Below are 25,169 nucleotides of genomic sequence, written 5' to 3' on the forward strand. Positions count from 1 at the left end.
AGGGCTGATTCATCATTTTTGCCCCTTTACCAAATAATTATAAGGGAAAATTTACATTTTGCGAAAAAAACTCGGAATTTTTTTAAAAAAGGGGCCTCCTCAATTTCGGAGTACCCCTTAACTTTACATATTTCTTCGATATTGTCCGCCGACATCATATAATGCACGTGTAATCTGGCCCAAACTAGCCACTCTCACACAATTCATGAGCTCAGCAAAAATATTTTCCCCGTTCATCGCCGCTGCTTTTAAATTAGTTAGGGCTTCTTCTATGAACGCTTTATTTTTTTCCTGAAATGCCTGTAAGTTAATGATCTGCCCTTCCTTTTCTTCTTTCGTGGCACGGGCAATCTCCATGCTGTTCACAGCTTCTTCTGAAGGAGGATTAGGATTCAAGTACGTATTAACCCCAATAATCGGCAATTCTCCCGTATGCTTTTTCATTTCGTAATGCATGGATTCATCCTGGATTTTCCCGCGTTGATATTGTGTCTCCATAGCACCCAATACACCGCCCCGATCATTGATGCGATCAAACTCTTGTAATACCGCTTCCTCAACCAGATCTGTCATCTCTTCTACTACAAAAGCACCCTGCATCGGGTTTTCATTTTTTGATAGCCCGTGCTCCTTTGTAATGATCATTTGAATAGCCATTGCACGACGTACAGACTCTTCCGTAGGTGTAGTGATAGCTTCATCGTATGCATTCGTATGCAAGGAGTTGCAGTTGTCTTGCAGGGCCATTAATGCCTGAAGTGTCGTTCGGATATCGTTAAAATCAATTTCCTGCGCATGGAGAGAGCGCCCTGACGTCTGGATATGATATTTCAACTTCTGACTACGGTCATTCGCTCCATATTTATCACGCATGACTGTCGCCCAGATCCGTCTTGCAACCCTTCCGATAACCGTATATTCCGGGTCTAGCCCATTCGAGAAGAAGAAAGACAAATTCGGCGCAAATTCATCAATATTCATTCCGCGGCTTAAGTAATACTCTATATAAGTAAATCCGTTTGCTAAAGTAAAAGCCAATTGTGAAATGGGATTGGCGCCTGCTTCAGCGATATGATACCCAGAAATGGATACCGAATAATAATTTCTGACTTTATTATCAATAAAATACGCTTGGATGTCCCCCATCAGCCTTAGGGCAAATTCTGTGGAAAAGATGCATGTATTCTGCCCTTGGTCTTCTTTTAGAATATCAGCTTGAACAGTCCCGCGTACCGTTTGAAGCGTGTAAGCCTGCACTTGTTCAGTTTCGGCATCTGTAAGGGAACGGCCCAACTCTTTTTCTTTCAGTTGAACCTGCTGATCGATCGCTGTATTCATATACATGGCCAAAATAATTGGCGCAGGACCATTGATAGTCATGGATACAGAGGTCGATGGGTGGCATAGGTCGAAGCCGGCATACAATTTTTTCATGTCATCCAACGTACAGATACTGACGCCGCTTTCACCTACCTTTCCATAAATATCCGGCCGGTAATCAGGATCTTCCCCATATAACGTCACAGAATCGAAAGCCGTACTGAGTCGCTTGGCATTATCGTCCTTAGACAAATAATGAAAACGTCGGTTGGTTCGATCAGGTGAACCTTCACCAGCAAATTGCCGCTTAGGGTCTTCTCCCTCACGCTTGAATGGAAAGACTCCGGCTGTATAAGGGAAGAAGCCAGGTACATTTTCGCGGAAGACCCAACTTAATATTTCTCCATAGTCCACATATTTAGGCAGTGATACTCTCGGAATCATTAGACCTGATAAACTTTTAGTTTTCAGCTTTGTGATGATTTCTTTATCCCGGATTTTTGTTACAAACTGCTCCCCTGCATATTTTTCTCTTAAGTCCATCCATCCAGAAAGGATCTTTTTTGATTCAGAAGATAATTTAGAAGCGGTTTCTTTTTTCAGTGTTTCCAGAGAAGTGATAATGTCTTCATTACTTTCATTTTCCTTAACTGCTTCAATTGCTCCTTCGAGCTGAAAGAGTCTGCGGGCAAAACGGACTTGTTCACCAGCCCGTTTATGATACGATCGGACCGTATCACTGATTTCACGTAAATAATAGCGGCGGTCGGTTGGAATTATGACATTTTGTTTGTATACTTCCGCTTCTTTTGAAAAAGTAGTACTCCACTCTGTCCCTGCTTTTTCATTTAATTTTTCAATTAGTGCAGCGAATAATGCATTCGTTCCTGGATCATTGAATTGGGAAGCAATTGTGCCATAGACAGGCATTTCAGAAGGATCTTGATCAAAAAGCGTACGGCTACGTTGATATTGTTTTTGAACTTGGTTTTTTGCATCCTCGGAACCTTTACGCTCATATTTGTTTATCACTATTAAATCGGCATAATCAATCATATCAATTTTTTCAAGCTGGGAAGGAGCACCGAACTCACTCGTCATCACATACATAGCCACATCGCATATCTCAGCAATCTCCGCATCCCCCTGACCGATCCCGCTCGTTTCAACTATAATTAAATCGACGCCAGCTGCCTTCACAACCGAAATGGCATCTTTAATCGCTAAAGACAACTCACTTTTTGAACGACGAGTGGCGAGGCTCCGCATGTAAACACGCTCAGAAAAAATTGCATTCATTCGGATTCGGTCACCAAGCAAGGCACCACCTGTTTTTTGCTTTGTCGGGTCGACAGAAAGGATGGCCACCTTCTTATCTGGAATTTCGTTTATAAATCGACGAATCAATTCATCAGTTAGCGAACTTTTCCCTGCTCCTCCCGTCCCTGTTATCCCAAGAACCGGAACCTGCTTTTCAGATGTCTTGATTTGCTCAAGGAGGCTCTCCACTGCAGCCGCAGATTCATTTACAGCATCGAGTCTATTTTCAGCGAAGGTAATATATTGGGCAATGGCACTCGTTTCCCCTGCGATCAGTTCATCAAAGCGTTCCTGCAAGGATGGTTTGACGGTTGAAAAGTCGCACTCCTCCATCAATACATTAATCATGCCTTGAAGCCCATACTCCCGTCCCTCATCAGGAGAGAAAATACGGGCAATTCCATACTCATGAAGCTCTTTAATTTCCCGCGGGATAATGACTCCTCCTCCGCCGGCAAAAATCCGAATGTGCTGAGCTCCCTTTTCCTTCAACAAATCATACATGTATTTAAAATATTCCACATGCCCACCTTGGTAAGATGACATCGCTATACCTTGAACATCCTCTTGGATCGCCGCGTTAACTATTTCCTCTACCGAGCGATTATGGCCTAGGTGAATAACCTCCGCACCGCTAGCCTGAAGAATTCTCCTCATGATGTTAATAGATGCATCATGTCCATCAAATAAACTCGAAGCAGTCACGAATCGGATATGGTTCTTTGGTTTATACACCTCAACTGTACTCATTTAGCTCCTCCTTATTGAAACGAATTCATATCAAAGTACTTTTCTGAATCGATACATTTTGAATCAATAATTGTGTCTGCAGTTCAACATACTCTTGAAGCGTATACTTTTTGTGTAAAGCCCATCTTCTAAAACTCCACATCTGTCCCTGAACAAAAATGTTATGAGAAACAAGACTTATTTGATTTTCCGTTAACAGAAGCTCCCCATTTTCGACACATTTTGTAATGACCTTTTCAAACATACCTACCATCTGGATTTCTTTGTTTAGCACGTAAGGTAATGCATCTTTCGTCAGAGCTTTCACTTCTTGATACATAACTAGAACTTCGTCCTGCATATCATCCATTACTTGATAAAAATAAGCGATTGTCAGTTTCAGACTTTCTAGTGTCCCATCACTCTGTTCAATTTCTTTCTGAAGTTTTTCCTGAACTTCATCGTAAATAAAATCACAGACCAGATATAAAACATCTTCCTTTGTCCGGATATACTCATATAACGTACCTATACTGAAACCAGCGGCTTTAGCGATTTCCCTCGTCGTAGTACGATGAAATCCCTTTTCTTTAAAAAGGGTCACCGCACCTTTTATCATTTGTGTACGCCTTTTTTCAACCAGCCGCTCATCCTTTACTGACGCATGAACTTCTCTTTTTTCCATTTTCTAACCCCTTTTGGAAAGCCTATCATTTAATGTTCAAAAGACAGTCTTTTGAAAAATGAAAAGGGTATTCCGGGAAGAACGATTCCTCACCGGAAAACCTGATTTCAATTCTATTTAGTTATCATCCTTGAGATGACCAGCTTTTGAATTTCCTGCGTACCTTCATAGATCTGGGTGATTTTTGCATCACGCATATAGCGTTCAACTGGATAATCTTTTGTATATCCATAACCACCGAAAACTTGCACGGCCTCTGTCGTCACTTTCATTGCTGTATCCCCTGCAAATAGTTTTGACATTGCCGACTCTTTTCCATAAGGAAGACCTTCTGACTCCAACCAAGCTGCCTGATAGGTTAATAGCCTTGAAGCCTCCACTCCTGTCGCCATATCCGCTAATTTAAAACCGATGCCTTGCTGTGCGGAAATTGGTTTTCCAAATTGGACACGCTCTTTTGCATAGTCAACTGCTGCATCCAATGCACCCTGTGCAATGCCGACTGCCTGGGCCGCAATTCCGTTACGGCCACCATCAAGCGTCATCATCGCAATTTTAAAACCCTCTCCTTCTTTGCCAAGAAGATTTTCTTTAGGCACACGGCACTCATCAAAAATAATTTCCGTGGTAGGTGATGAACGAATCCCTAGCTTTTTCTCCTTTTTACCCACACTAAAGCCCGGGAAGTCTTTTTCAATGATAAAGGCACTTGTTCCTTTTTGTTTGGATTCAGGGTCTGTCAAAGCAAAGACTACATACGTATCAGCAATCCCGCCATTTGTGATGAAAATTTTTGAACCATTAATAATATATTCATCACCCACAAGCTTTGCAGTCGTTCTCATACCACCAGCGTCAGAGCCTGAGCTTGGCTCCGTCAGACCATACGCACCTATTTTTTCACCCTGCGCCATCGGACGAAGGTATTTTTGTTTTTGCTCTTCAGATCCAAATTTGTAAATTGGCCATCCTGCAAGAGAGGTATGGGCGGATAAAGTTACTCCCGTAGAAGCGCAAACACGGGAAAGTTCCTCAATTGCGATACAATAAGCTAAGTAATCGCTTCCAATGCCGCCATATTCTTCTGGCCATGGAATCCCTGTCAATCCCAGTTCAGCCATTTTATCAAAAATCTCACGGTCAAATCGTTCTTCTTCATCCCTTTCAGCGGCTGACGGAGCCACTTCATTTTGGGCAAAGTCGCGTACCATTTTTCTGATCATTTCATGTTCTTCTGTTAGTTTAAATTGCATGACTATGTCCCCCACTTTTTTCTTTTTTATAGATTTTTACTGATGACCATCCTCTGTATTTCACTGGTACCCTCATATATTTCGGTTACCTTTGCATCCCTGAAATAGCGCTCGACCGGATATTCCGTTGTGTATCCATAGCCGCCGTAAACTTGAACGGCTTCTATTGTCACGTCAACAGCCGTCCTCGAAGCGAATAGCTTAGCCATGGACGCCTCCTTGCCGCACTTCAATCCTTTGGAGCGTAAATACGCCGCTCGATAGACCAGTAGTCTAGAAGCTTCTATGCTCGTTGCCATTTCAGCCAGCTTGAAACCAATCCCCTGCTGGGTTGCAATTGGTTTACCAAATTGCACTCTGTCTTTTGCATATTGGACAGCATGTTCCAAGGCACCTTCAGCGATTCCAAGTGCTTGAGAAGCAATGCCTATCCTTCCAGAATCTAAGTTGGCCATCGCTATCTTAAAGCCCTCACCTTCGTTGCCAAGGATATTAGCTGCAGGTATTTTCATATCTTCAAAGGTTACCTGTACGGTGCTCGATCCATGAAGACCCATTTTACGTTCATTTTTTCCAATGATTAAGCCCGGGGTTCCTTTTTCTACGATAAAGGCAGAGATTCCCTTGCTCCCCTTCTCAGGGTTGGTTGAGGCAAAAATAATATATACATCTGCTTCGCCACCGTTGGTGATAAATACCTTGGATCCATTTATTCGATACATACCGCCTTCCTTGACCGCTTTTGATTTCAAACTAGCAGCATCGGAACCTGAGCTTTGTTCTGTTAAACAAAAAGCACCTAACAATTTTCCCGCGGCAAGCTTAGGCACATATTTTTGCTTCTGCTCATCCGTTCCAAAATAAACGATTGGATTTGTTCCAACAGAAGTATGAACAGACAATATGACACCGAGAGTCGGGCTTACTTTGGAAATTTCATTAATGGCGATAATATAAGACATAAAGTCCATACCCGCTCCCCCATATTGTTCTGGAATTGGGATTCCCATCAACCCAAGCTCACCCATTTTATGCAGGATTGTTTTGGGGAACTCTCCTCTTTCCATTGCCTCGATATGTGGGGTAATCTCATTCTCCGCAAAATCACGTACCATTTTCCGCATCATTTCCTGCTCTTCTGTAAACTTGAAATCCATTCCTTCATTCCTCCCTAGCTGCATACTCTCTATGATTTGTTATATTCGTAAAAGCCACGTCCTGACTTCTTACCTAGCCACCCTGCTTTTACATATTTTCTTAACAGAGGACATGGACGGTATTTATCATCTCCTAGCCCTTGGTGAAGGGTTTCCATTATGTATAAACATGTGTCCAACCCAATGAAGTCGGCTAGTGTCAACGGACCCATCGGATGATTCATTCCTAGCTTCATCACGTCATCGATTGCCTCTTTAGTAGCGACACCCTCGTATAGTGTATAAATGGCCTCATTGATCATCGGCATCAAAATCCGGTTCGAGACAAAGCCAGGGAAATCATTTACTTCAACCGGTACCTTGCTTAGAGATTCCGCCATTTTCTCAACTTTTTTATAAACTTCGTCCGTTGTTGCAAGGCCTCGAATAATCTCAACCAGCTTCATGACCGGAACGGGATTCATAAAATGCATGCCAATTACTTTTTCCGGTCTTCTTGTGGCGGCGGCTATCTCGGTAATCGGTAGAGAAGAAGTATTGGATGCAAGAATTACGTGTTTCGGAGTAATTTCATCCAACTCGGCGAATAGCTTTGTTTTAATTTCCATATTTTCAATCGCCGCTTCAATCACCAAATCAACCCCAGCGGCATTTTTTAAATCTGTTGATGAAGTCAATCGTGAAAGGGTTGCATCTTTATCCCCAGCTGCCATTTTCCCTTTTTCAACTTGACGGGAAAGATTTTTGATAATTGTGCCTAAGCCTTTTTCTACATATTCTTCTTTTAAATCATGTAAAAGAACTTCATAACCGCTCATTGCGCAAACTTGTGCAATACCAGATCCCATCTGCCCCGCGCCAATGACCATCACTTTATGAATGCTCATGAATATCCCTCCTTATTTATCTATGAATCTATCAGCCCTGCTTTGGCACTTCGATTAAAATGGCATCTCCCTGGCCGCCGCCACTACAAATTGCTGCAATACCTAATCCACCTCCACGCCGTTTCAATTCATGCATCAGCGTAATGATGATTCGAGCTCCACTGGCTCCGATTGGGTGCCCTAGTGCTACGGCCCCACCGTTCACATTGACTTTTTCCGGCTCGATGTTGGCAATTTTCCCACTGGCCAGTGCCACTGCAGCAAATGCTTCGTTTACTTCAAATAAATCAATGTCTTCTATCGATTTACCTGTCTTTTCTAAGATTTTATTTATGACTAAGCCCGGTGTTTTAGGAAAATCCTTTGCTTCAACAGCCACTTCTGCATGACCTAAAATATAGGCAAAAGGCGTTTTCCCTTCTTTTTCCGCACGATCTTCGCTCATTAACACGAGTGCGCCTGCTCCATCATTGACGCCGGGCGCATTTCCTGCAGTTATAGTCCCTTCGTTATTAAAAGCCGGACCTAATTTAGCGAGTTTCTCAGAGGATGTATCTTTTCTTGGCCCTTCATCATGTTCAATTGTAATTGGTTCACCTTTTCGTACCGGAATCTGTACGGAAATGATTTCTTCAGCAAGGATACCGCCATCAATTGCTTTTATCGCTTTTTGATGACTTTCGTAGGCCCAGCTATCTTGGTCCTCACGGGTAAGTTCAAGTTCCTCAGCAGTACTATTGCCGTATGTACCCATATGTACGCCGGTAAAGCTACAGCTAAGCCCATCAGAAATCATTGTGTCCTTAAGCGGGGCATCACCCATCCTAAGTCCCCATCTTGCTTTCGGAAGAATATAAGGTGCATTGCTCATCGATTCCATCCCGCCGGCAACAATGATTTCTTCCTCCCCCAAGCGAATAATCTGATCAGCCAATGTCACACTACGAAGTCCTGATGCACATACTTTATTAATGGTTTCGGTTTTCACTTCCCAAGGTAATCCTGCAAGACGTGCTGCCTGGCGAGAAGGTATTTGGCCTTGACCTGCTTGTAGTACATTCCCCATAATGACCTCGTCTATCTGGCTGCTTTCAATCCCTGCCCGCTTAACCGCCTCCTTGATTGCAATTCCTCCAAGTTGTGATGCTGTCAAACTGCTAAGACCTCCGCCGAATTTACCAAAAGGTGTTCTCACACCACTAACAATCACTGTTTTTGTCATCATTTTTTCCTCCTTTAAGTAACATCGATTGAACGCTCGCTCAATATAGGATCAAAAAAATATTTATTGTAAGCGCTTAATATCATATTACATAATTTTTACAAAAATTAAAATATTTAGTTCAAAAATAATTAAAAATTGCCTACTTCAATTGAATATATTCATTTAAAAGAAGCAGGCAATTTCATTTTAAAATTAAGATGCTATTGACTTATTTTCACCAATAACCGCTTTTTCGAGTAATTCGGCTACATCATACGTTTTTACATTTTCTTCAACTTCTTTTGCTTTTGTACCATCAGATAACATGGTCAAACAGTACGGACAGCCGGAACTGATAACAGTTGGGTTAACGGCGAGTGCTTGTTCAGTACGTGCCACATTTATACGGTTTCCGGTTTCTTCTTCCATCCACATCAAGCCGCCTCCAGCTCCACAGCACATGCCTTTTTCACGGTTACGTTCCATCTCAATAAGCTTGACGCCTTCAATAGATTGTAAAATTTCACGTGGTGGACTGTATACATCATTGTATCTTCCCAAATAACAAGAATCATGGAATGTAATCGTTTCATTAACCGGATACTGTGGTACCAATCTGCCTTCACTGACAAGTTTGGCTAGTAATTCAGTATGGTGATATACCTCAGCTTCCAAACCAAAATCCGGATACTCATTCTTAAAAATATTGTAGGCATGAGGATCAATTGTCACGATTTTTTTAATTTCATTTTTCTGGAATTCCTCTATATTTTTCATTGCAAGCTCTTGAAAAACAAACTCATTACCTAATCGGCGAGGAGTATCTCCTGAGTTTTTCTCCTTATTTCCTAAGATTGCAAATTTGATGCCCGCTTCATTCATTAATTTAGCGAAGGAAAGGGCAATTTTCTGGCTTCGGTTATCGTACGATCCCATTGAACCTACCCAGAATAAATATTCGAATTCCTCGTCTGCTTTTTGCAATTCTTTAACTGTCGGGATGTTAACATCATCACGCAGGACTCTCCAGTCTTCTCTCTCTTTACGATTCAATCCCCAAGGGTTCCCTTGTCTCTCAATGTTTGTCATCGCACGTTGAGCATCTGGATCCAACCTACCTTCAGTCAAGACTAGATATCGGCGCATATCGATAATTTTGTCGACATGTTCATTCATTACCGGACATTGGTCTTCACAGTTCCTGCAAGTGGTACATGCCCAAAGTTCTTCTTCAGTAATGACTTCTCCAATTAAGCTCGGGCTGTAAGCTTCATTTGCTGCAGCTGATTCCTGTGCTCCCTGCGTAGCACTGGCTAGTGCTATCTTATTTCCCTTTGAATTGCCAAAAACGAAGGATGGAACCCATGGCTGCTTTGTTGTAACAGCTGCACCTGTATTTGTTAAATGGTCACGCATCTTGATGATAATATCCATCGGCGACAGCATTTTCCCTGTACCAGTTGCCGGGCACATATTCGTACAACGGCCGCACTCTACGCATGCATAGAGGTCCACCATTTGATATTGCGTTAAGTCCTCGATATATTTGGCACCATAATATTGATTGCCTTCTTTGTCTAAAACCTCTTCCTCTAAATCTACCGGCTTTAATTTTCCTGGATTATCCAGACGGTTAAGAAATACATTTATTGGTCCAGCAATTAAGTGAGCATGCTTAGACTGCGGGATATAAACGAGGAACGATAATATGATTAGCAAATGCATCCACCAGGCTACATAAAACACAACAGTCGCTGCTGTTGGTCCCATCCAGCCAAATAGAAAGGCGATACTAGAGGCAACTGGCTCTGACCAAGTTGCTTCGTGTCCGTGCCAGATCATTCCCATCCCATTACCTAGTAACACTGTAATCATGATTCCTGTTATGAAGATAACAACCAATCCTGCTTTAAAATCTCTTTTCAAACGAACAAGTTTCTCTACGTAACGACGATAAGCTGCCCAAAGTATTGCGACAAGAACCGTAAGCGTCACGATTTCTTGGAAGAAAGTAAAGGCCGGGTACACGGGGCCAAACGGTAGATGCCACCCAGGCTTTAAGCCTTTTATAAAAAAGTCCAGTGCACCAAATTGCACTAAGATGAAACCGTAAAATAACATGGCATGGATGATTCCGCTCTTTTTATCTTTAAAGAGCTTCTTCTGTCCAAACACATAAACCCCTATTTTCACGAGACGATCTTTCACACGGTTATCGAATTCCACTTTTTTACCAAGTTTTATATAAGCTATTCGAGTCCTTATCAAATAGACAAATAATCCAGCGGCGTAAGCGGTTACAAGTAAAAATGCAGTTAAGTTAATCCACAGCAGGCCATTCATTTCCATGCACTCTTTCCCCCTCTAAAAAAATTTTTATTCAAGTAAAATGCCTAGTTGCTCATTTTAATAAATTTGAAAATATGGCATTTTTCTGAAATTTGATTAATTCCATTATATAATGAATGAGCATTCAGTCAACTTTTTCTTTCTAAATAATATGGTTTGTTTTTCAACATCTTATTGTATAGTTCGACAATTCTGTAAATTTACCTTCTATTTTAGAAAAAAAATGTAGTTTATCTTCACTCTTTTTTTGATGGTTATGAACAAGTAACTTGAGCCAAACTAAATTAAATCAATTAGGGGGGATTTTGTTGAAGATAATCACTACGCTTGCCTCTATTTTTTTATTGATCTTCACTTGGTGTTGGGTCGATTTTAAGTTAGGGCATAAGCGTAATATGAAGCAGGTAACGAACATTAAATATCCGCCTCGGAAAAGTGACATGACTGTATTCACATCAGGGAAAATACTGTTTGATGATTTCATGAAAGAAATCAAGCTAGCTCAGGATTCTATCCATATTCTTTTTTATATAGTAAAAAATGATAAATTTAGCAAGGAGTTTTTAAAGTTACTTCAAACTAAAGCTGAAGCGGGTGTGGAAGTAAGGCTGTTAGTCGACAGGATTGGCAGTAAAAACATTTCCCGGGAGAGCATTCAGGAATTAAAGAAAAGCGGCGTTCATTTTTCATTTAGCTTTAAACCCAAGCTCCCCTTCCTTTTTTATTCGATACAAAAAAGAAATCACCGCAAAATTACCGTGATAGACGGTCGGATCGGCTATCTTGGCGGATTTAATATCGGCAAGGAGTATATTAACCAAGGGGAAAAGTTAAATCCTTGGAGAGATTACCATGTAAAAATAACTGGGGAAGGAGTTAAGGATTTGCAGGAAGTCTTCCTTTCTGACTGGGTTCACGATACAAACGAAGATTACCGGGGAACACCTGCATATTTTCCTACCTTGGTTCCTGGTAATCAGGCTCATCAGGTTATTGTCACGAACGGAAGCCATCTTGAGCAGACTTTAACACGCTTAATTCAGCAAGCTGAGAAAAAAATCATTATCGGAACCCCATACTTCATCCCCAGTCAAACACTGTTTCAGGAATTAAGGTCAGCCCTTGCACGCAAGGTTTCTGTGACGGTCATTGTTCCTGAAATGTCGGATCACGCCCTTGTCAAAGAGGCATCCTTCCCCTATTTCCGGGTTTTATTAAAGGAAGGTGCTGCTATTCTGCAATTTCAAAGAGGGTTCTACCATTCTAAAGTGATATTGATTGATGATATAATTTGTGATGTTGGTACTGCTAATTTTGATAAACGAAGTCTATTTTTAAATAGTGAAATCAATTGTTTGATATTTGACCGAGCATTTATAGAAGATGTAAAAAAGGAATTGGCGGTAGACATAGCTGAATCTAAGCCATTAAACAGGGATTCACTATCCTCCATTAATGTAGTCCGTACAGCAAAAGAATCACTGGCCTCCATCCTTTCTCCTTTTCTTTAACATCGCGTTTTTAGGGAGAGAATTAAATGAAAATTAGATTTGGATATGTATCTAATGCCACCTGTCTTTGGGAAGCTTCCCCCGCTAAGACGCTTACCTTTAAGCGGTACAGCGCACTTGGACAAGAGGAAGGGATGCAAAAGCTTCTTAGTGTGACAAAACAGAACATTGAAAGTACATTAAGGGTCCTTCAATATAATACAGCCCACCAAATAGAAATCTACCGGATGTCCAGTTCAATTGTTCCTTTAGCCACGCACCCCGAGGTAGAATGGGATTTTGTCACTCCTTTTAAACAAGAATGGAAACAGCTCGGCGATTGGATATCTGCACATAAAATGCGGGTTAGCTTTCACCCTAATCAGTTTACGTTGTTTACAAGCCCTAAACCCGAGATTACACAAAATGCCGTAAAAGATATGGAGTTTCATTATAAGATGCTTGATGCGATGGGGATTGCCGACTCCTCTTTTATCAATATCCATGTCGGTGGAGCTTATGGTGATAAAGAATCAGCCATAATACGGGTTCATGACAACCTTAAGTCGCTCCCCAAGCATGTGAAAGCAAGGATGACCTTCGAGAATGACGATAAAACATATACAGCATCAGAAACCTTGATCGTGTGTAAAAAGGAAAACATTCCGCTTGTCTTTGATTACCACCACCATCTTGCGAATCTATCCGATGAGCCGCTTAACGAGCTGCTCATCCAAATTTTCTCCACCTGGAGTCAGACTGGGACGGTACCTAAGGTTCATATTTCTTCTCCAAAGTCGGCAGGTGAATTTCGCTCGCATGCAGATTATATCGATTTTGAATTCATTATGCCCCTTTTGAAAGTACTAAGGGAACTCAGACAAGACGTCGATTTCATGATTGAAGCTAAAATGAAGGACCGGGCAATGTTGAAACTTATTGAAGATGTCGCTAAGGTACGTGGTGTGAAAAGAATTAGCGGCGGTGCTGTAGAGTGTTAATCCATACAATAAAAAGCGACTGTTTCACAAGAAACAGTCGCTTTTTTTATTACATTTTTTCCGGAGCTGAAACACCAATCAGTGCTAATGCATTTTTCAACGTAATTTGAACTGATTTGACAAGACCCAGACGGGCCTTACTTCTATCCATCTTCTCAACATCCAATACTTTATCTGCATTGTAGAAGCTGTGGAATGTAGAAGCCAGGTCGAAAATATAATTTGTCATGCGGTGAGGCATCCTTTTTTCGGCAGCTTCTGCAATTGCCTGAGGGAACTCCCCCAATTTCTTCAATAATTCTACTTCCTTTTCAGTAGAAAGAGCAGAGAAATCAGTGGTACCTTCATAGCTGATTCCTTGTTCCACACCTTGGCGTAAAATACTTGAAATACGAGCATGGGCATACTGTGCATAATAAACTGGGTTATCATTGGATTGTGACACTGCAAGATCCAGATCAAAGTCCATATGTGTGTCCGCACTTCTCATCGCAAAGAAATAACGTGTTGCATCCAGACCCACTTCTTCAATAAGATCACGCATCGTCACTGCTTTACCAGTACGCTTACTCATTTTCATTTTCTCGCCATCTTTGTATAGATGGACAAGCTGAATGATTTCTACTTCAAGCTGCTCGCGTTTATAACCTAACGCTTCGATTGCTGCTTTCATACGAGGGATATAACCATGATGGTCCGCACCCCAAATATTAATCAACGTTTCAAAGCCGCGCTCCAATTTATTGCGGTGGTATGCAATATCCGGTGTCAAGTATGTGTAAGACCCATCCTGCTTAATAAGAACGCGGTCTTTATCGTCGCCAAGTTCTGTAGAACGGAACCATGTCGCACCATCTTCCTCATAAATATGACCTCTTCCCTTCAACACTTCAAGCGCTTCGTCAATTTTACCGTCTTGATAAAGAGAAGTTTCAGAGTACCATACATCAAAACCGACACGGAAGTTTTCCAAGTCTGTTTTCAGTTTTTGCATTTCATATTTCAAGCCATACTCACGGAAAAAGTCAAATCGTTCTTTTTCATCAACGTTTACATATTTATCGCCATATTCACTTGCAAGTGTTTTACCGATGCCAATAATATCTTCGCCATGATAGCCACCCTCTGGCATATCTTTTTCGAGGCCTAGCGCTTGGAAATAGCGTGCTTCTATGGAAATAGCCAAATTATTAATTTGGTTTCCTGCATCATTGATGTAGTATTCACGTGAAACATCATAACCTGCTTTAGACAATACATTACACAAAGTATCACCTACTGCAGCACCACGAGCATGGCCAAGATGAAGATCACCAGTCGGATTGGCAGAAACAAATTCAACCTGGATTTTTTCACCTTTTCCAAAGTCACTTTCTCCATACGCATCGTTCGCTTTCAAAATGACCGGAATTAGTTCTGTCAAATACGAATTATTCATGTAGAAGTTAATGAACCCTGGTCCTGCAATTTCGATTTTTTCGATTGATGCTTTTGAGTTATCAAAGTTTTCAATGATTGCTTCAGCTATCATTCTCGGCGCTTTTTTTGCAATCTTTGTTAATTGCATCGCCATATTTGTGGAATAATCTCCGTGTGTTTTATCTCTCGGAAGTTCCAATACTACGTTTGGAACTTGCTCTTCCGTTGCTAAACCAGCCTTAATAACTGCAGCGTTAATTTCTTGTTTCAGTTTTTCCTGTACCTCTTTTACTATGTTCATGTTCTATGCTTCCTCCTTGTAGGAAATCGTCATTTCATATTGCCCGGGTTTGCTTCCCTGCATATGTAACGTATAGTGAAGGACCAGCTTCCCTTCCTTTTTTTGCTCATCCCATTGATGATGAATTTTCTTCGTGGTCGTCAGTAACCCGAGCCTGCCATATATACTTTCATAATGTCCATTTGTCGCTTCCTGCAAGCGGAAAAGCTGCCTCATTTTAATGGCACCGTTTCTAAGCAGAATCGTATCATTCGTTTTGTGCTTGATTGTTGTCTGCGTTTTACCGGCTTCATTTTCTTCTGTATATTGCAAATACAAATCGGAACCTTTATACATTTTTGTACCAAATGTAACCAACTCATACGTTTCCGTTTCCGAGCCATGCTTGATTTTTGTCTGTAAAGTAACTTTAATATTATGTTTATCTATATCATGAAGAGACAAGGCTACACTTCCTTCATCATGTCGTTCTTAACTTTATAAGTATAAATATTCTTCAGGGAAGTTTCAACTTGGAGCGGAAAATAAAGTTTGAATCTAAATTGGGCGGATTAGTCTGCTGAAAAACATGTGATGCCAATTCATTTGATTTTAACGCAATAATTGCTTCGTGTGGTGGAATTTTTTAAAAAGTATCTTTCAGATACAGAAAATCTACACGTCTTCTTGTTCTCAGTATACAAAAAAGACCATTCCTGCTTAAAAACAGGAACAGTCTTCCATCCATTAACCTTTTTGAACCCAACCCAGGAGCATTTCGCGAATCAGCTTGCTTGCTGTGTTCGCTGTTTGCTCGGATGGATCATAGATCGGTGCCACTTCAACTAAATCGCAACCGACTACATTAATTTCAGAACGCGCTATCTCATGAATCGAGGCTAAAAGCTCTTTAGATGTAATGCCTCCACAATCAACAGTGCCTGTTCCCGGTGCATGCGCAGGGTCAAGAACATCGATGTCAATCGTCACATATACCGGACGACCTGCTAGCTGAGGCAATACTTCTTTCAGTGGCTCAAGAACTTCAAATTTCGAGATATGCATGCCGTTTTCTTTTGCCCATTGAAATTCCTCTTTTAAGCCGGAACGAATGCCGAAAGAGTAAACATTTTTCGGACCGATAAGCTCCGCTGATTTGCGGATGATGGACGCATGTGAAAGCGGCTCACCCTCATAGTCCTCGCGTAAATCTGTATGGGCATCCATATGGATAATAGCCATGTCTGGATATTTCTTATACATAGCCTTAATAACAGGCCAAGTGACGAGGTGCTCCCCGCCCATACCCAATGGAAATTTACCTGCATCAAGTACGCCGTCAACAAATTTTTCAATCATATCGATACTGCGTTGTGGATTCCCAAATGGCAATGGAATATCCCCAGCATCATAGAATTTCACTTCTTCTAATTCACGATCTAAATACGGGCTGTATTCTTCCAAACCGATAGAAACTTCACGAATTCGAGTAGGACCAAAGCGGGAACCCGGACGGAAACTTACTGTCCAGTCCATAGGCATACCGTAAAGCACTGCTTCAGATTCCTCAAAACTCGGGTGGCTTTTAATGAATACATTACCAGAGTAGGCTTCATCAAATCGCATATTCATGCCTCCCTTATTTCACTAAATCTTGAACAAATTTAGGCAGAACGAAAGCTGCTTTATGAAGTTCTTTTGTATAATATTTTGTTTCAATTTCATGGAAACGCTCTTCTGTCACTTCAAGCGGGTTATATTTTTTAGAGCCGATTGTGAATGCCCAAAGACCACTTGGATATGTCGGGATATTTGCTAAATAAAGGCTAGTGATCGGGAATATTTCTTTCACATCGCGTTGCACATCACGTATTAAGTCTGCTTTAAACCAAGGATTATCAGATTGGGCTACAAAAATCCCGTCTTCTTTCAGTGCTTTGGAGATCCCAGCATAAAAGCCTTTAGTAAATAAATTTACAGCGGGACCAACTGGTTCAGTAGAGTCAACCATGATCACGTCATATTCATTTTCACTTTTAGCGATGTGCATGAAGCCATCCCCTACTTGTACGTCTACACGCGGATCTTCAAGCATGCCTGCAATTTCAGGTAAGAACTTCTTTGAGTATTCGATAACTTTCCCATCGATATCAACCAAAGTAGCTTTTTTTACGCTTGGGTGTTTTAGGATTTCACGGATTACTCCACCGTCTCCTCCGCCTACAACCAAAACGTTCTCTGGATTAGGATGAGTAAATAAAGGAACATGGGCTACCATTTCGTGGTAAACGAATTCATCGCGTTGTGAAGTCATTACCATGTCATCTAGCAATAGCATATTGCCCCACTCTTCTGTTTCAATCATATCTAGCTTTTGAAACTCAGTTTGCTCCGTATGTAAAGTACGATTCACTTTCATCGTAATACCAAAATTCTCTGTTTGTTTTTCAGTAAACCAAATGCTCATTTATTAACGCTCCTTTTCCAATTCATATAGTAAGTCACCTAATAGGTTTCCCATTTTCGTTATTGTCATTAGCTAGAAAAATTATAGACGAATCTAGCAGAATTGCAAGTTAAATTTCACAAATGCAGTTCTTATGTTTAAAAATTTCTTTTTTTTCCATAATAGTAATAGATTCTTTTTATAAAAAGAGAGGTGAAAGCAATTGGAGTTAATTCCAAGCGAACGATTTAAAAGGACAACTAAATATGTGCGGGCCTTTATTATTCTTGCCACAATCGGACTTACAATACTCTTTGTATTGCTTCTCTCTTTACTGGTGTATGCAAAAATATTAGGTCCGCCGCCTTTGGTTGTGCCACAGTCCACTCTCTATTATAGTGATAGCGGAAATGTGATTGGTGAAACCGATAATGGCCAGAAACGTTATTGGGCTGGAATGGAATCGATTTCTCCACAGCTTATCAAGGCTACTGTTGCGGTTGAGGATCGACAATTTTACACTCATAAAGGCTTTGATATAAAACGAATCGGCGGAGCTATCCTTGCCGATATTCGTGCAAGGTCGAAGGTCCAAGGGGCAAGCACGATTACCCAGCAGTATGCCAGGAATCTGTTTCTCGGCCATGACAAAACGTGGACGCGAAAGTTTAATGAAGCCTTTTATACGATACGGCTGGAAATGAACTATTCCAAAAAGGAAATTCTAGAAGGCTATCTAAATACGATTTACTACGGTCATGGCGCCTATGGAGCTCAGGCTGCAAGTCAATATTACTTTGGCAAAGATGCCAAGGATTTAACTCTTTCAGAAGCGAGCATGCTAGCCGGGATACCTAAAGGGCCGTCCAACTACTCTCCATTGGATAACTTGGAAAAAGCAAAATCAAGGCAACAAATTGTCCTACAAGCCATGAAAAACAAAAACTACATTTCAGAAGGAAATATGGATAAAGCCTTGCAAACAGCTCTTACATTAAAAGGCGAGCACGGGACTGTAACCAATAAAACAGCCCCTTATTTCCAGGATGCTGTTAAGCAGGCTTTAAAATCTCAGCTTCATATAGATGACCGGACGATTGAACTGGGCGGGCTTAAGGTTTATACGACTCTGGATGAAAAACAACAGGACATTGCCGAAGAGGTTCTTTCTACTACCATACCCAAGTCCTCAGACATTCAAGCTTCTATAGTCGCAATGGATCCGGGCACAGGGGAAGTCCGTGCATTAGTCGGCGGTAAAAATTACACAGAGTCACCGTTTAATCGTGCCACACAGGCCGTTCGCCAGCCTGGTTCTACGATGAAGCCATTGCTCTACTATTCAGCACTGGAAAATGGTTTTACACCATCTACCACCTTGAAAAGTGAGACAACTACGTTTTCTTTTGATGATGGTCACTCTTCTTACACGCCGCACAATTACAATCATCAATATGCGGAAGGCGAAATCACAATGGCTCAGGCCATTGCTCTATCGGACAATATCTTTGCCGTAAAAACGCATTTGTTCCTTGGTGAACAATCTTTGGTAGATACGGCGCATAGGTTCGGCATCACGTCGAAAATGGATGCTGTTCCATCTCTAGCACTTGGCACGTCAGGTGTTCGAGCCATTGAAATGGTTAATGCCTACAGCATTCTGGCTAACGGTGGTAAAAAAGTTGAACCCATCTTTATCAAAAGAGTTGAAAATCAAAAAGGCGAAGTGATTTTTGACCAAACTAAGAAAGCGGAACAGATTCTGGATGCGGATAAAGCCTTTGTAATGACCGAGATGCTTACCGGGGTTTTTGATGAAACTTTAAATGGCTATACGAAAGTGACTGGCAGCACAATCAGTTCCCAGTTGACACGCCCATACGCTGGAAAGTCCGGCTCCACCTCTACAGATAGCTGGATGATTGGCTACACACCGCAACTTGTTGCCGGAGTTTGGACGGGTTATGATCAAGGAAAGAAAATCGAAGTTCCAGCTGAAAAAAGCTATGCGAAGAAGATTTGGGCTTCCTATATGGAAAAAGGCCTTCAAGGACAACCCGCAAAATCGTTTAAGGAAACGGAAAATGTAATCGGAGTTTATGTGAATCCTGAAAGCGGTAAATTGGCAACGAAGGCCTGTCCTGCTTCGAGGTTGACCTACTATGTTAAAGGAACTGAACCAGTCGAATACTGTACAGAGCACTTCAAGGGCAAGAATTCAAAACGTACTCCGAAGGAAGAAGAACAAAAGACTCCATGGTACAAAAAAGTATTAAAGCCATGGGGATAACGAAAAACCCCGAAGCCGGTAGCGGCTTCGGGGTTTTTCTGTCCTAGTTCCACAGTGTCTAAACTGCTGTCTTTAAGTTTACTGATTTTATCTGTTTCCTACAAGTGCATTTTTCACTAAACTTCAAATTTCATACATTAATACATTAAATCACATTCAAACCGTCAATGACTGCTTGAGCTGGTCTGATGAGCGTTCCCACATGCCTGCATCATGGTTTTTCAGGAAGTCCGCAAGTATCCGCTTTGATTTGTCATCCATGTCGTCGACGATGATATGTCGTTTTAGCGATTTATCCATCCGGTTAACATGCTCCGGAAGGGATTTGTACCCGCGTCTAATTGAACGATCGACCATCATTTCACATGCTGTCACACCTGCATAATGCGGACCATTTTGAGTTGCTTCAATAGTCACCCAAACAAGCCAGTAAGGTTTGGCATTCGGGACCTCTTCCTTAGTCTTTAAAAATTTGATTCCTTTTTCCACTGCACTTCTCGCATGCATCGCCCCAATATCGACCTCGGCTTCGCCCGCGTCAACATCAATGATGACCGGAGAAATATTATCGAGCGTCAAAACCCCAGCCCCATATCCGCTATGTCCTTTCATCGGATCGTTTTTAATAATATTAAACCCTACCTTTTTCTTTGGTTGTTCTTCCATGTTCATATCCCCCTTTATTGTTTGTCATTCCTTATCAGTTAAAAAAACAAAAGTGAAAAAAATTGACTCAAGGTGCCACCTACAAATGGCACAGCTTTATCCAAAACCGGACTAATTGTATAACGGCTCAGCGGTGTGATAATCAGAATCAAAAAAATCAGGGAGCCATATTGTTCATACTGGGTCATTTTTGCCCGCAAGTCTGCTGAAACAAGATCTTGTACGATCCTATAACCATCGAGCGGTGGTAGCGGTATCAGATTAAATACAAATAAAAGGATATTTAAGTTTATGAGAATACTTAAGAAGGGCTCGACGAAAAAAGGTAAATCAGGTCCAACGCCTGACGCAAGTAACCCGTAAAAAATTAAAAAACCCAAAATTGCAACAATCAAATTACTGAACGGACCGGCAAAAGAGACGAGTACTCCTGCCAATTTTGGATTCTTAAAATGAAAACGATTGACCGGGACAGGTCTTGCCCAACCAAATCCGGCTATTAATATCAACAATGTTCCAATAGGATCCAAATGCTGAATCGGATTCAATGTCACTCTTCCTTCATTCTTTGCAGTCGGGTCACCGAACTTATAGGCTACATAAGCATGGGAAAATTCATGAACCGTAAATGCGATTAACAGTGACACAATGACATATGGGAGTTCTTCCAAACTATATGCCAAAAACCGTTCTATTTGCTTCAAGAATTGCATCAATAGCTCCAATAGCTTCTCCCCCAATATTTATTACCGTTAGTATACAACAAAAGACCAAGAAGTGAAAAAACTCTGATTTCAGTATCTTGCAATTCCATTTCCAATGTGAAACACTACAACATAAGAGGAGAGGAGAGGGGGGAAAGAATATGCCATATGTAACAGTCAAAATGCTTGAAGGCCGTACGGACGAGCAAAAAAAGGCTTTAGTTGAAAAAGTAACCGCAGCGGTTACGGAAACGACTGGAGCACCAGCTGAAGCTGTAACGATTTTCATTGAAGAAATGACAAAAAATCATTTAGCAGTAGCAGGCGTCCGCAAAAGCGATCAATAGATTTACATAATTGAGAAAAGCTAAGCCATCAATTCGGCTTAGCTTTTGTTTTTAATTGATCAATATATACATATGCTTCATCAATTTCTTCAAGCGTATATTTTTGCTTACTTTTCAATGTAAAGATCTTTTCGATAACCTCTTCTTTTTCCAATGTATCGAAGTAAAGCACCGTCGAAACAAGCTCCAAAAAACGGGCATTTTGTTCGTTCATATCCAGTAAGCAAGCTTCAAGAGCGGGCATCTCCACTTCCTGTATGGATAGGAAATCCTGTCCAGCATCCGTTATAGAATAACAGTACTGGTAATAACCTGCTTTTTTTTCTCTTACTTCATTCAAGTAACCCATATCGCAAAGCTCTTCAATTCGTAAGGTCAACTCCTCCGAATACGGTCCGTAAAAGTGAAATTGAAACTTTTCATGAAACGGAAAGGACAGCTTCTTCGCGATATACACGATTTTTTGTAGTTTTTTCCGACCTGAAATTTCACCGGCAGTAGAAATCGCATTGATAATGTTTGCATGATCCTTAAACAAGGCTCGTCACTCCTCACCAAAAATGTACCACTTTAATCCGAAAGCTCCAAAAGCTTACGAATTTGTTTTTTAATATTTTTCTTCGTTGATTCATCGCGCAATAAATCGGATGGATAATACAATTTATGATCCGTTCTTCTTTTCCCCGAAATTGCATCGACTATTTCAGATTCACGTGACAATTCACGGATTTCCCCATTATTTTTCAACAAGTGAATCGGCAGTCTCTCCTCTTCCTCACCTGGCCGGTAAAAATCATACGGCAAATCGGATGAGGAATCGACGACGAGATAATAATCCGGATCGATTCCTGCCTTCTTAAATAATGTTCTTAACTCCATTAATCTGTTCATCTGACTATTAGATGGATGAAATTCTACATATTTAAATAGTTTACGGTTAACGAAGCGAGTGCATAAATCCTTTAATATCGCATCATTTTCCTCTTCCCATGCTTCAAAATAATAGAGCATCACAGCTTCATCCATTTTCAAATAGTCTGCTAACGTTACTTCTCCCTTAAACAGCGAATAAAAATGGTTAGGTTCCTGAGCAAACTCATAGCCGGATTCATATAAATGCTTCGCTCTGTGTAATATTTTGGTAAGAATGACTTCCGCACTCCTCGTCACTGGATGGAAATAAACCTGCCAATACATTTGGTAACGGCTCATAATATAGTCTTCCACCGCATGCATCCCACTTTGCTTAATGACGGCATGCTCTTCACGAGGCCGCATTACCCTCAAAAGCCGTTCCATATCAAAATGTCCATAACTTACCCCAGTAAAGTATGCATCCCGTTGCAAATAATCCATTCTATCGGCATCAATCTGACTCGAAATCAGGCTGACTACTAATTTGCCTTTATACGTTTTTGCAATAACCTCTGCCACTTTTTTAGGAAAATCACGACCTACTTTGAGCAGGATTTTATTCACTTCCGTATCACCCACAATTATCTGTTGGGTGAATTGCTCGTGATCTAGGTCAAACACCTTTTCAAAAGAATGAGAGAATGGACCATGTCCTAAATCATGCAGAAGTGCCGCACATAGAGAAAGTAGCCGTTCCTCCGGTTTCCATTCCGGTCTGCCTTCGAAAACATCATCAACGATTCTCCGGACAATCTCATATACCCCAAGCGAATGGCTGAGTCGACTATGTTCCGCACCATGAAAAGTTAAATAAGTCGTCCCCAGTTGCTTGATTCTACGAAGACGTTGGAATTCCTTCGTCCCAATTAAATCCCATATAACCCGGTCACGAACATGTATATATCGGTGCACCGGGTCTTTGAATACTTTTTCTTCCTGTAATTTTTCGCCGGAATATCCCATGAACTACCCTCTTTTTCATATTCTCAATGCTTTCATTATAGCGTGTTTTGACAAAAAACCCTAACTCACCCCTTGATAGCAAGAGGGACCATTTTGTAAGAAAACGGAAGTTTTTATCGATTTGCGTATCGAAAATAAGGAAATAAAAAATCACCGCAGTTTGTTGAATCTGGGTGATGAATGGCGTGTTTCATTTATCAAAAGTAGTCAATCTACCCTAATTATCTATCATGAATTCTACTTTAGTTTTTTATTAATTTTATCTAGTAACTCGTCTTCCGTTGGAGCTGCAACTGGACGGTTATTGACAAAGGCAAATGATTTCTTTCTGCCTGGACCGCAATAGGATTGACAGCCAATTTCAATTTTCGCATCGGGATCAAGCTTTTCCAGACGGGGAATTAACGTTTTAATATTTACCGCCAAGCAGTCATCACACACTCTGAATTCATTGGACATCCTTCGGTCACCATCCTTTCTATGACAAACTATTTTTCATCCCATTTACATAACTAAAGGGTATTTTACCGTTTCTACCTATTAATATCAAGAGGGTTAGATGGATGTGAAAAGGGAAGTCCAGCCAAAAGGAAATGGTGTAATTAATGATTTCTGAGTCAGTGCATCCTTTATTTTCCCTAAAATTACAAAAAACTAGTATCCTTTCAACCTTTTTGTATAAAAAATCCAGATTTTGTCCAAAATGCTAGTAGAACACCCCATAAATCATTGCCACACGATATTTTATATAGTTATTTATTTTAAAAGTTACCAGAAAGGGAGTATGTAGAAATGAAGGTTCGTCAAGATGCCTGGACAGAAGAAGATGATTTGCTTTTAGCAGAAACGGTATTGCGCCATGTGCGGGAAGGCAGCACTCAGCTGAATGCTTTTGAGGAGGTTGGGGACAAGTTAAACCGCACCTCTGCCGCTTGCGGGTTCCGTTGGAATGCAGTCGTCCGCCATAATTACGATAAAGCTCTTTCCCTTGCTAAAAAGCAGCGCAAGCAGCGTCAAAGGATTCTTGGAAAAGATCAAGGAGGGAAAAAACGGCTTCTTTATACACCGCCGTCTCCAACGATTACTGATATTATGGTTCCTCACCTACAAGAAGAGGAACTAGAGTTAGAATCCGAAGTAGAAACTACTAATTATGAAACAGCAGAAGAATTCGTTGTGGCTGAAGCTTTCATGCCAAAGCAACAGAACATACCAGTAACACTAGAAAAGACTATGAACCTTGATACGATTATAGCCTATTTAGAATCTATGAACGGCCGAATGCTTCAGGCTGAAGTATTAAAAACCGAAAATGAAAGATTGAAGCTCGAAATTAAAGGTCTGAAAAAACGAAATGAAGATCTTGAAAATAAGATCAGCCATCTAGAGCAGAACAGCGGCTTGATGCAGGAAGATTATGAGACTTTGATGAATATCATGAATCGAGCAAGAAAGCTGGTCTTATTAGAGGAAGAGGAACGGCCAGCAACAAAGTTCAAAATGGACCGAAATGGCAATTTAGAAAAAATGGCTGAGTAATAAAAATAATGTGGGGTTCTGCTAACAGATCAACCACATGGTAAAGGCCAACCATAGGTTATCTCAGATCGAAAAAGAGAGTCTAAAAAAGGCTCTTTTTTTCATGGCTTCAAGTGATAATAGTTGAAAGGACTAAAGAAGCGGCCTATCTGATTTTACTTTGGTTTCCAATCTCTGTTCCTTTAACAGTTTCAGTGAATAATAA

At 41.0% G+C, this 25,169-nt stretch carries 21 protein-coding genes; 5 read left to right on the plus strand and 16 right to left on the minus strand.

The genetic code is table 11. The annotated features are described in order from the left end of the window. Positions 1-123 precede the first annotated feature (123 nt). The 7 genes from icmF to NST21_RS27185 form a co-directional block, all read right to left on the minus strand. Positions 124-3,390: a fused isobutyryl-CoA mutase/GTPase IcmF gene (icmF, locus tag NST21_RS27155; RefSeq protein ID WP_340892304.1), complete on the minus strand. Its 3,267-nt coding sequence runs from the start codon at positions 3,388-3,390 to the stop codon at positions 124-126. Positions 3,391-3,415: 25 nt separating this feature from the next. Further along, the gene (locus NST21_RS27160) at positions 3,416-4,054 is read right to left on the minus strand and encodes a TetR/AcrR family transcriptional regulator (RefSeq protein WP_053348447.1); all 639 of its coding nucleotides are present in this window, start codon (positions 4,052-4,054) and stop codon (positions 3,416-3,418) included. A 113-nt stretch (positions 4,055-4,167) separates the two neighbouring features. Next, a complete protein-coding gene (locus tag NST21_RS27165; RefSeq protein ID WP_053348446.1) occupies positions 4,168-5,307 on the minus strand; it encodes an acyl-CoA dehydrogenase in 1,140 nt (379 codons plus the stop codon). A gap of 26 nt (positions 5,308-5,333) precedes the next feature. Next, a complete protein-coding gene (locus NST21_RS27170; RefSeq protein WP_340892307.1) occupies positions 5,334-6,464 on the minus strand; it encodes an acyl-CoA dehydrogenase in 1,131 nt (376 codons plus the stop codon). 29 nt (positions 6,465-6,493) lie between these two features. Beyond that, positions 6,494-7,351 carry a 3-hydroxybutyryl-CoA dehydrogenase gene (locus NST21_RS27175; RefSeq protein WP_056524130.1) on the minus strand — a complete coding sequence of 286 codons (858 nt, stop codon included), beginning with the start codon at positions 7,349-7,351 and terminating at the stop codon, positions 6,494-6,496. 31 nt (positions 7,352-7,382) lie between these two features. Further along, positions 7,383-8,573, minus strand: coding sequence for an acetyl-CoA C-acetyltransferase (locus tag NST21_RS27180; protein ID WP_056524127.1), 1,191 nt, complete (start codon positions 8,571-8,573; stop codon positions 7,383-7,385). Positions 8,574-8,768: 195 nt separating this feature from the next. Beyond that, positions 8,769-10,898 (minus strand): (Fe-S)-binding protein, encoded by a 2,130-nt coding sequence (locus tag NST21_RS27185; protein WP_340892681.1) that lies wholly within the window; start codon positions 10,896-10,898, stop codon positions 8,769-8,771. A gap of 314 nt (positions 10,899-11,212) precedes the next feature. On the opposite strand from NST21_RS27185, the gene cls reads away from it, so the two are divergent. Both cls and uvsE read left to right on the plus strand, forming a co-directional pair. Continuing rightward, positions 11,213-12,415: a cardiolipin synthase gene (cls, locus tag NST21_RS27190; RefSeq protein ID WP_340892310.1), complete on the plus strand. Its 1,203-nt coding sequence runs from the start codon at positions 11,213-11,215 to the stop codon at positions 12,413-12,415. A gap of 26 nt (positions 12,416-12,441) precedes the next feature. Next, complete coding sequence (gene uvsE / locus NST21_RS27195; protein ID WP_340892311.1) at positions 12,442-13,395, plus strand: UV DNA damage repair endonuclease UvsE; 954 nt, start codon at positions 12,442-12,444, stop codon at positions 13,393-13,395. Between the two features lie 49 nt (positions 13,396-13,444). Here the strand turns inward: uvsE and argS are convergent, their stop codons facing one another. From argS to speE, 4 genes are all read right to left on the minus strand, one after another. Next, on the minus strand, positions 13,445-15,115 hold the full coding sequence (gene argS / locus NST21_RS27200; RefSeq protein ID WP_340892315.1) for an arginine--tRNA ligase: 1,671 nt from the start codon (positions 15,113-15,115) through the stop codon (positions 13,445-13,447). 3 nt (positions 15,116-15,118) lie between these two features. Next, positions 15,119-15,559 carry a DUF1934 domain-containing protein gene (locus NST21_RS27205; protein WP_340892316.1) on the minus strand — a complete coding sequence of 147 codons (441 nt, stop codon included), beginning with the start codon at positions 15,557-15,559 and terminating at the stop codon, positions 15,119-15,121. A gap of 282 nt (positions 15,560-15,841) precedes the next feature. Beyond that, positions 15,842-16,720: an agmatinase gene (gene speB, locus NST21_RS27210; RefSeq protein WP_056524116.1), complete on the minus strand. Its 879-nt coding sequence runs from the start codon at positions 16,718-16,720 to the stop codon at positions 15,842-15,844. Positions 16,721-16,733: 13 nt separating this feature from the next. Continuing rightward, the gene (gene speE / locus NST21_RS27215; protein ID WP_056524113.1) at positions 16,734-17,561 is read right to left on the minus strand and encodes a spermidine synthase; all 828 of its coding nucleotides are present in this window, start codon (positions 17,559-17,561) and stop codon (positions 16,734-16,736) included. A 202-nt stretch (positions 17,562-17,763) separates the two neighbouring features. Here speE and NST21_RS27220 point away from each other — a divergent pair, with 202 nt between their 5' ends. Next, positions 17,764-19,830 carry a transglycosylase domain-containing protein gene (locus NST21_RS27220; RefSeq protein WP_340892317.1) on the plus strand — a complete coding sequence of 689 codons (2,067 nt, stop codon included), beginning with the start codon at positions 17,764-17,766 and terminating at the stop codon, positions 19,828-19,830. 156 nt (positions 19,831-19,986) lie between these two features. Here the strand turns inward: NST21_RS27220 and NST21_RS27225 are convergent, their stop codons facing one another. Continuing rightward, positions 19,987-20,496: a YwhD family protein gene (locus NST21_RS27225; protein ID WP_056524106.1), complete on the minus strand. Its 510-nt coding sequence runs from the start codon at positions 20,494-20,496 to the stop codon at positions 19,987-19,989. A 38-nt stretch (positions 20,497-20,534) separates the two neighbouring features. After that, positions 20,535-21,191, minus strand: coding sequence for a site-2 protease family protein (locus NST21_RS27230; protein ID WP_056525333.1), 657 nt, complete (start codon positions 21,189-21,191; stop codon positions 20,535-20,537). 170 nt (positions 21,192-21,361) lie between these two features. Here NST21_RS27230 and NST21_RS27235 point away from each other — a divergent pair, with 170 nt between their 5' ends. Further along, on the plus strand, positions 21,362-21,547 hold the full coding sequence (locus NST21_RS27235; protein ID WP_053348435.1) for a 2-hydroxymuconate tautomerase: 186 nt from the start codon (positions 21,362-21,364) through the stop codon (positions 21,545-21,547). A gap of 28 nt (positions 21,548-21,575) precedes the next feature. Here NST21_RS27235 and NST21_RS27240 read toward each other — a convergent pair whose 3' ends face one another. The 3 genes from NST21_RS27240 to NST21_RS27250 all read right to left on the minus strand — a co-directional run bounded on the left by NST21_RS27240 (position 21,576) and on the right by NST21_RS27250 (position 23,884). Then, positions 21,576-22,085: a YwgA family protein gene (locus NST21_RS27240; protein ID WP_053348434.1), complete on the minus strand. Its 510-nt coding sequence runs from the start codon at positions 22,083-22,085 to the stop codon at positions 21,576-21,578. A gap of 32 nt (positions 22,086-22,117) precedes the next feature. Beyond that, the gene (locus tag NST21_RS27245) at positions 22,118-23,425 is read right to left on the minus strand and encodes an HD domain-containing protein (protein ID WP_340892318.1); all 1,308 of its coding nucleotides are present in this window, start codon (positions 23,423-23,425) and stop codon (positions 22,118-22,120) included. 237 nt (positions 23,426-23,662) lie between these two features. Next, positions 23,663-23,884 (minus strand): DUF1450 domain-containing protein, encoded by a 222-nt coding sequence (locus tag NST21_RS27250; protein WP_053348432.1) that lies wholly within the window; start codon positions 23,882-23,884, stop codon positions 23,663-23,665. A 333-nt stretch (positions 23,885-24,217) separates the two neighbouring features. On the opposite strand from NST21_RS27250, the gene NST21_RS27255 reads away from it, so the two are divergent. After that, complete coding sequence (locus NST21_RS27255; protein ID WP_053348431.1) at positions 24,218-24,964, plus strand: RsfA family transcriptional regulator; 747 nt, start codon at positions 24,218-24,220, stop codon at positions 24,962-24,964. Positions 24,965-25,169: the final 205 nt, after the last annotated feature.

This window comes from Peribacillus sp. FSL K6-1552, assembly GCF_038005205.1.
Taxonomy (GTDB): domain Bacteria; phylum Bacillota; class Bacilli; order Bacillales; family DSM-1321; genus Peribacillus; species Peribacillus butanolivorans.

Coding starts and splice junctions, on each gene's coding strand:
- NST21_RS27225 (WP_056524106.1), bottom strand. CDS start 20,496: ATGGAAGAACAACCAAAGAAAAAGGTAGGGTTTAATATTATTAAAAAC.
- icmF (WP_340892304.1), bottom strand. CDS start 3,390: ATGAGTACAGTTGAGGTGTATAAACCAAAGAACCATATCCGATTCGTG.
- NST21_RS27185 (WP_340892681.1), bottom strand. CDS start 10,898: ATGAATGGCCTGCTGTGGATTAACTTAACTGCATTTTTACTTGTAACC.
- argS (WP_340892315.1), bottom strand. CDS start 15,115: ATGAACATAGTAAAAGAGGTACAGGAAAAACTGAAACAAGAAATTAAC.
- NST21_RS27180 (WP_056524127.1), bottom strand. CDS start 8,573: ATGACAAAAACAGTGATTGTTAGTGGTGTGAGAACACCTTTTGGTAAA.
- uvsE (WP_340892311.1), top strand. CDS start 12,442: ATGAAAATTAGATTTGGATATGTATCTAATGCCACCTGTCTTTGGGAA.
- NST21_RS27255 (WP_053348431.1), top strand. CDS start 24,218: ATGAAGGTTCGTCAAGATGCCTGGACAGAAGAAGATGATTTGCTTTTA.
- NST21_RS27170 (WP_340892307.1), bottom strand. CDS start 6,464: ATGGATTTCAAGTTTACAGAAGAGCAGGAAATGATGCGGAAAATGGTA.
- speB (WP_056524116.1), bottom strand. CDS start 16,720: ATGCGATTTGATGAAGCCTACTCTGGTAATGTATTCATTAAAAGCCAC.
- NST21_RS27235 (WP_053348435.1), top strand. CDS start 21,362: ATGCCATATGTAACAGTCAAAATGCTTGAAGGCCGTACGGACGAGCAA.
- NST21_RS27250 (WP_053348432.1), bottom strand. CDS start 23,884: ATGTCCAATGAATTCAGAGTGTGTGATGACTGCTTGGCGGTAAATATT.
- speE (WP_056524113.1), bottom strand. CDS start 17,561: ATGAGCATTTGGTTTACTGAAAAACAAACAGAGAATTTTGGTATTACG.
- NST21_RS27165 (WP_053348446.1), bottom strand. CDS start 5,307: ATGCAATTTAAACTAACAGAAGAACATGAAATGATCAGAAAAATGGTA.
- NST21_RS27175 (WP_056524130.1), bottom strand. CDS start 7,351: ATGAGCATTCATAAAGTGATGGTCATTGGCGCGGGGCAGATGGGATCT.
- NST21_RS27245 (WP_340892318.1), bottom strand. CDS start 23,425: ATGGGATATTCCGGCGAAAAATTACAGGAAGAAAAAGTATTCAAAGAC.
- NST21_RS27160 (WP_053348447.1), bottom strand. CDS start 4,054: ATGGAAAAAAGAGAAGTTCATGCGTCAGTAAAGGATGAGCGGCTGGTT.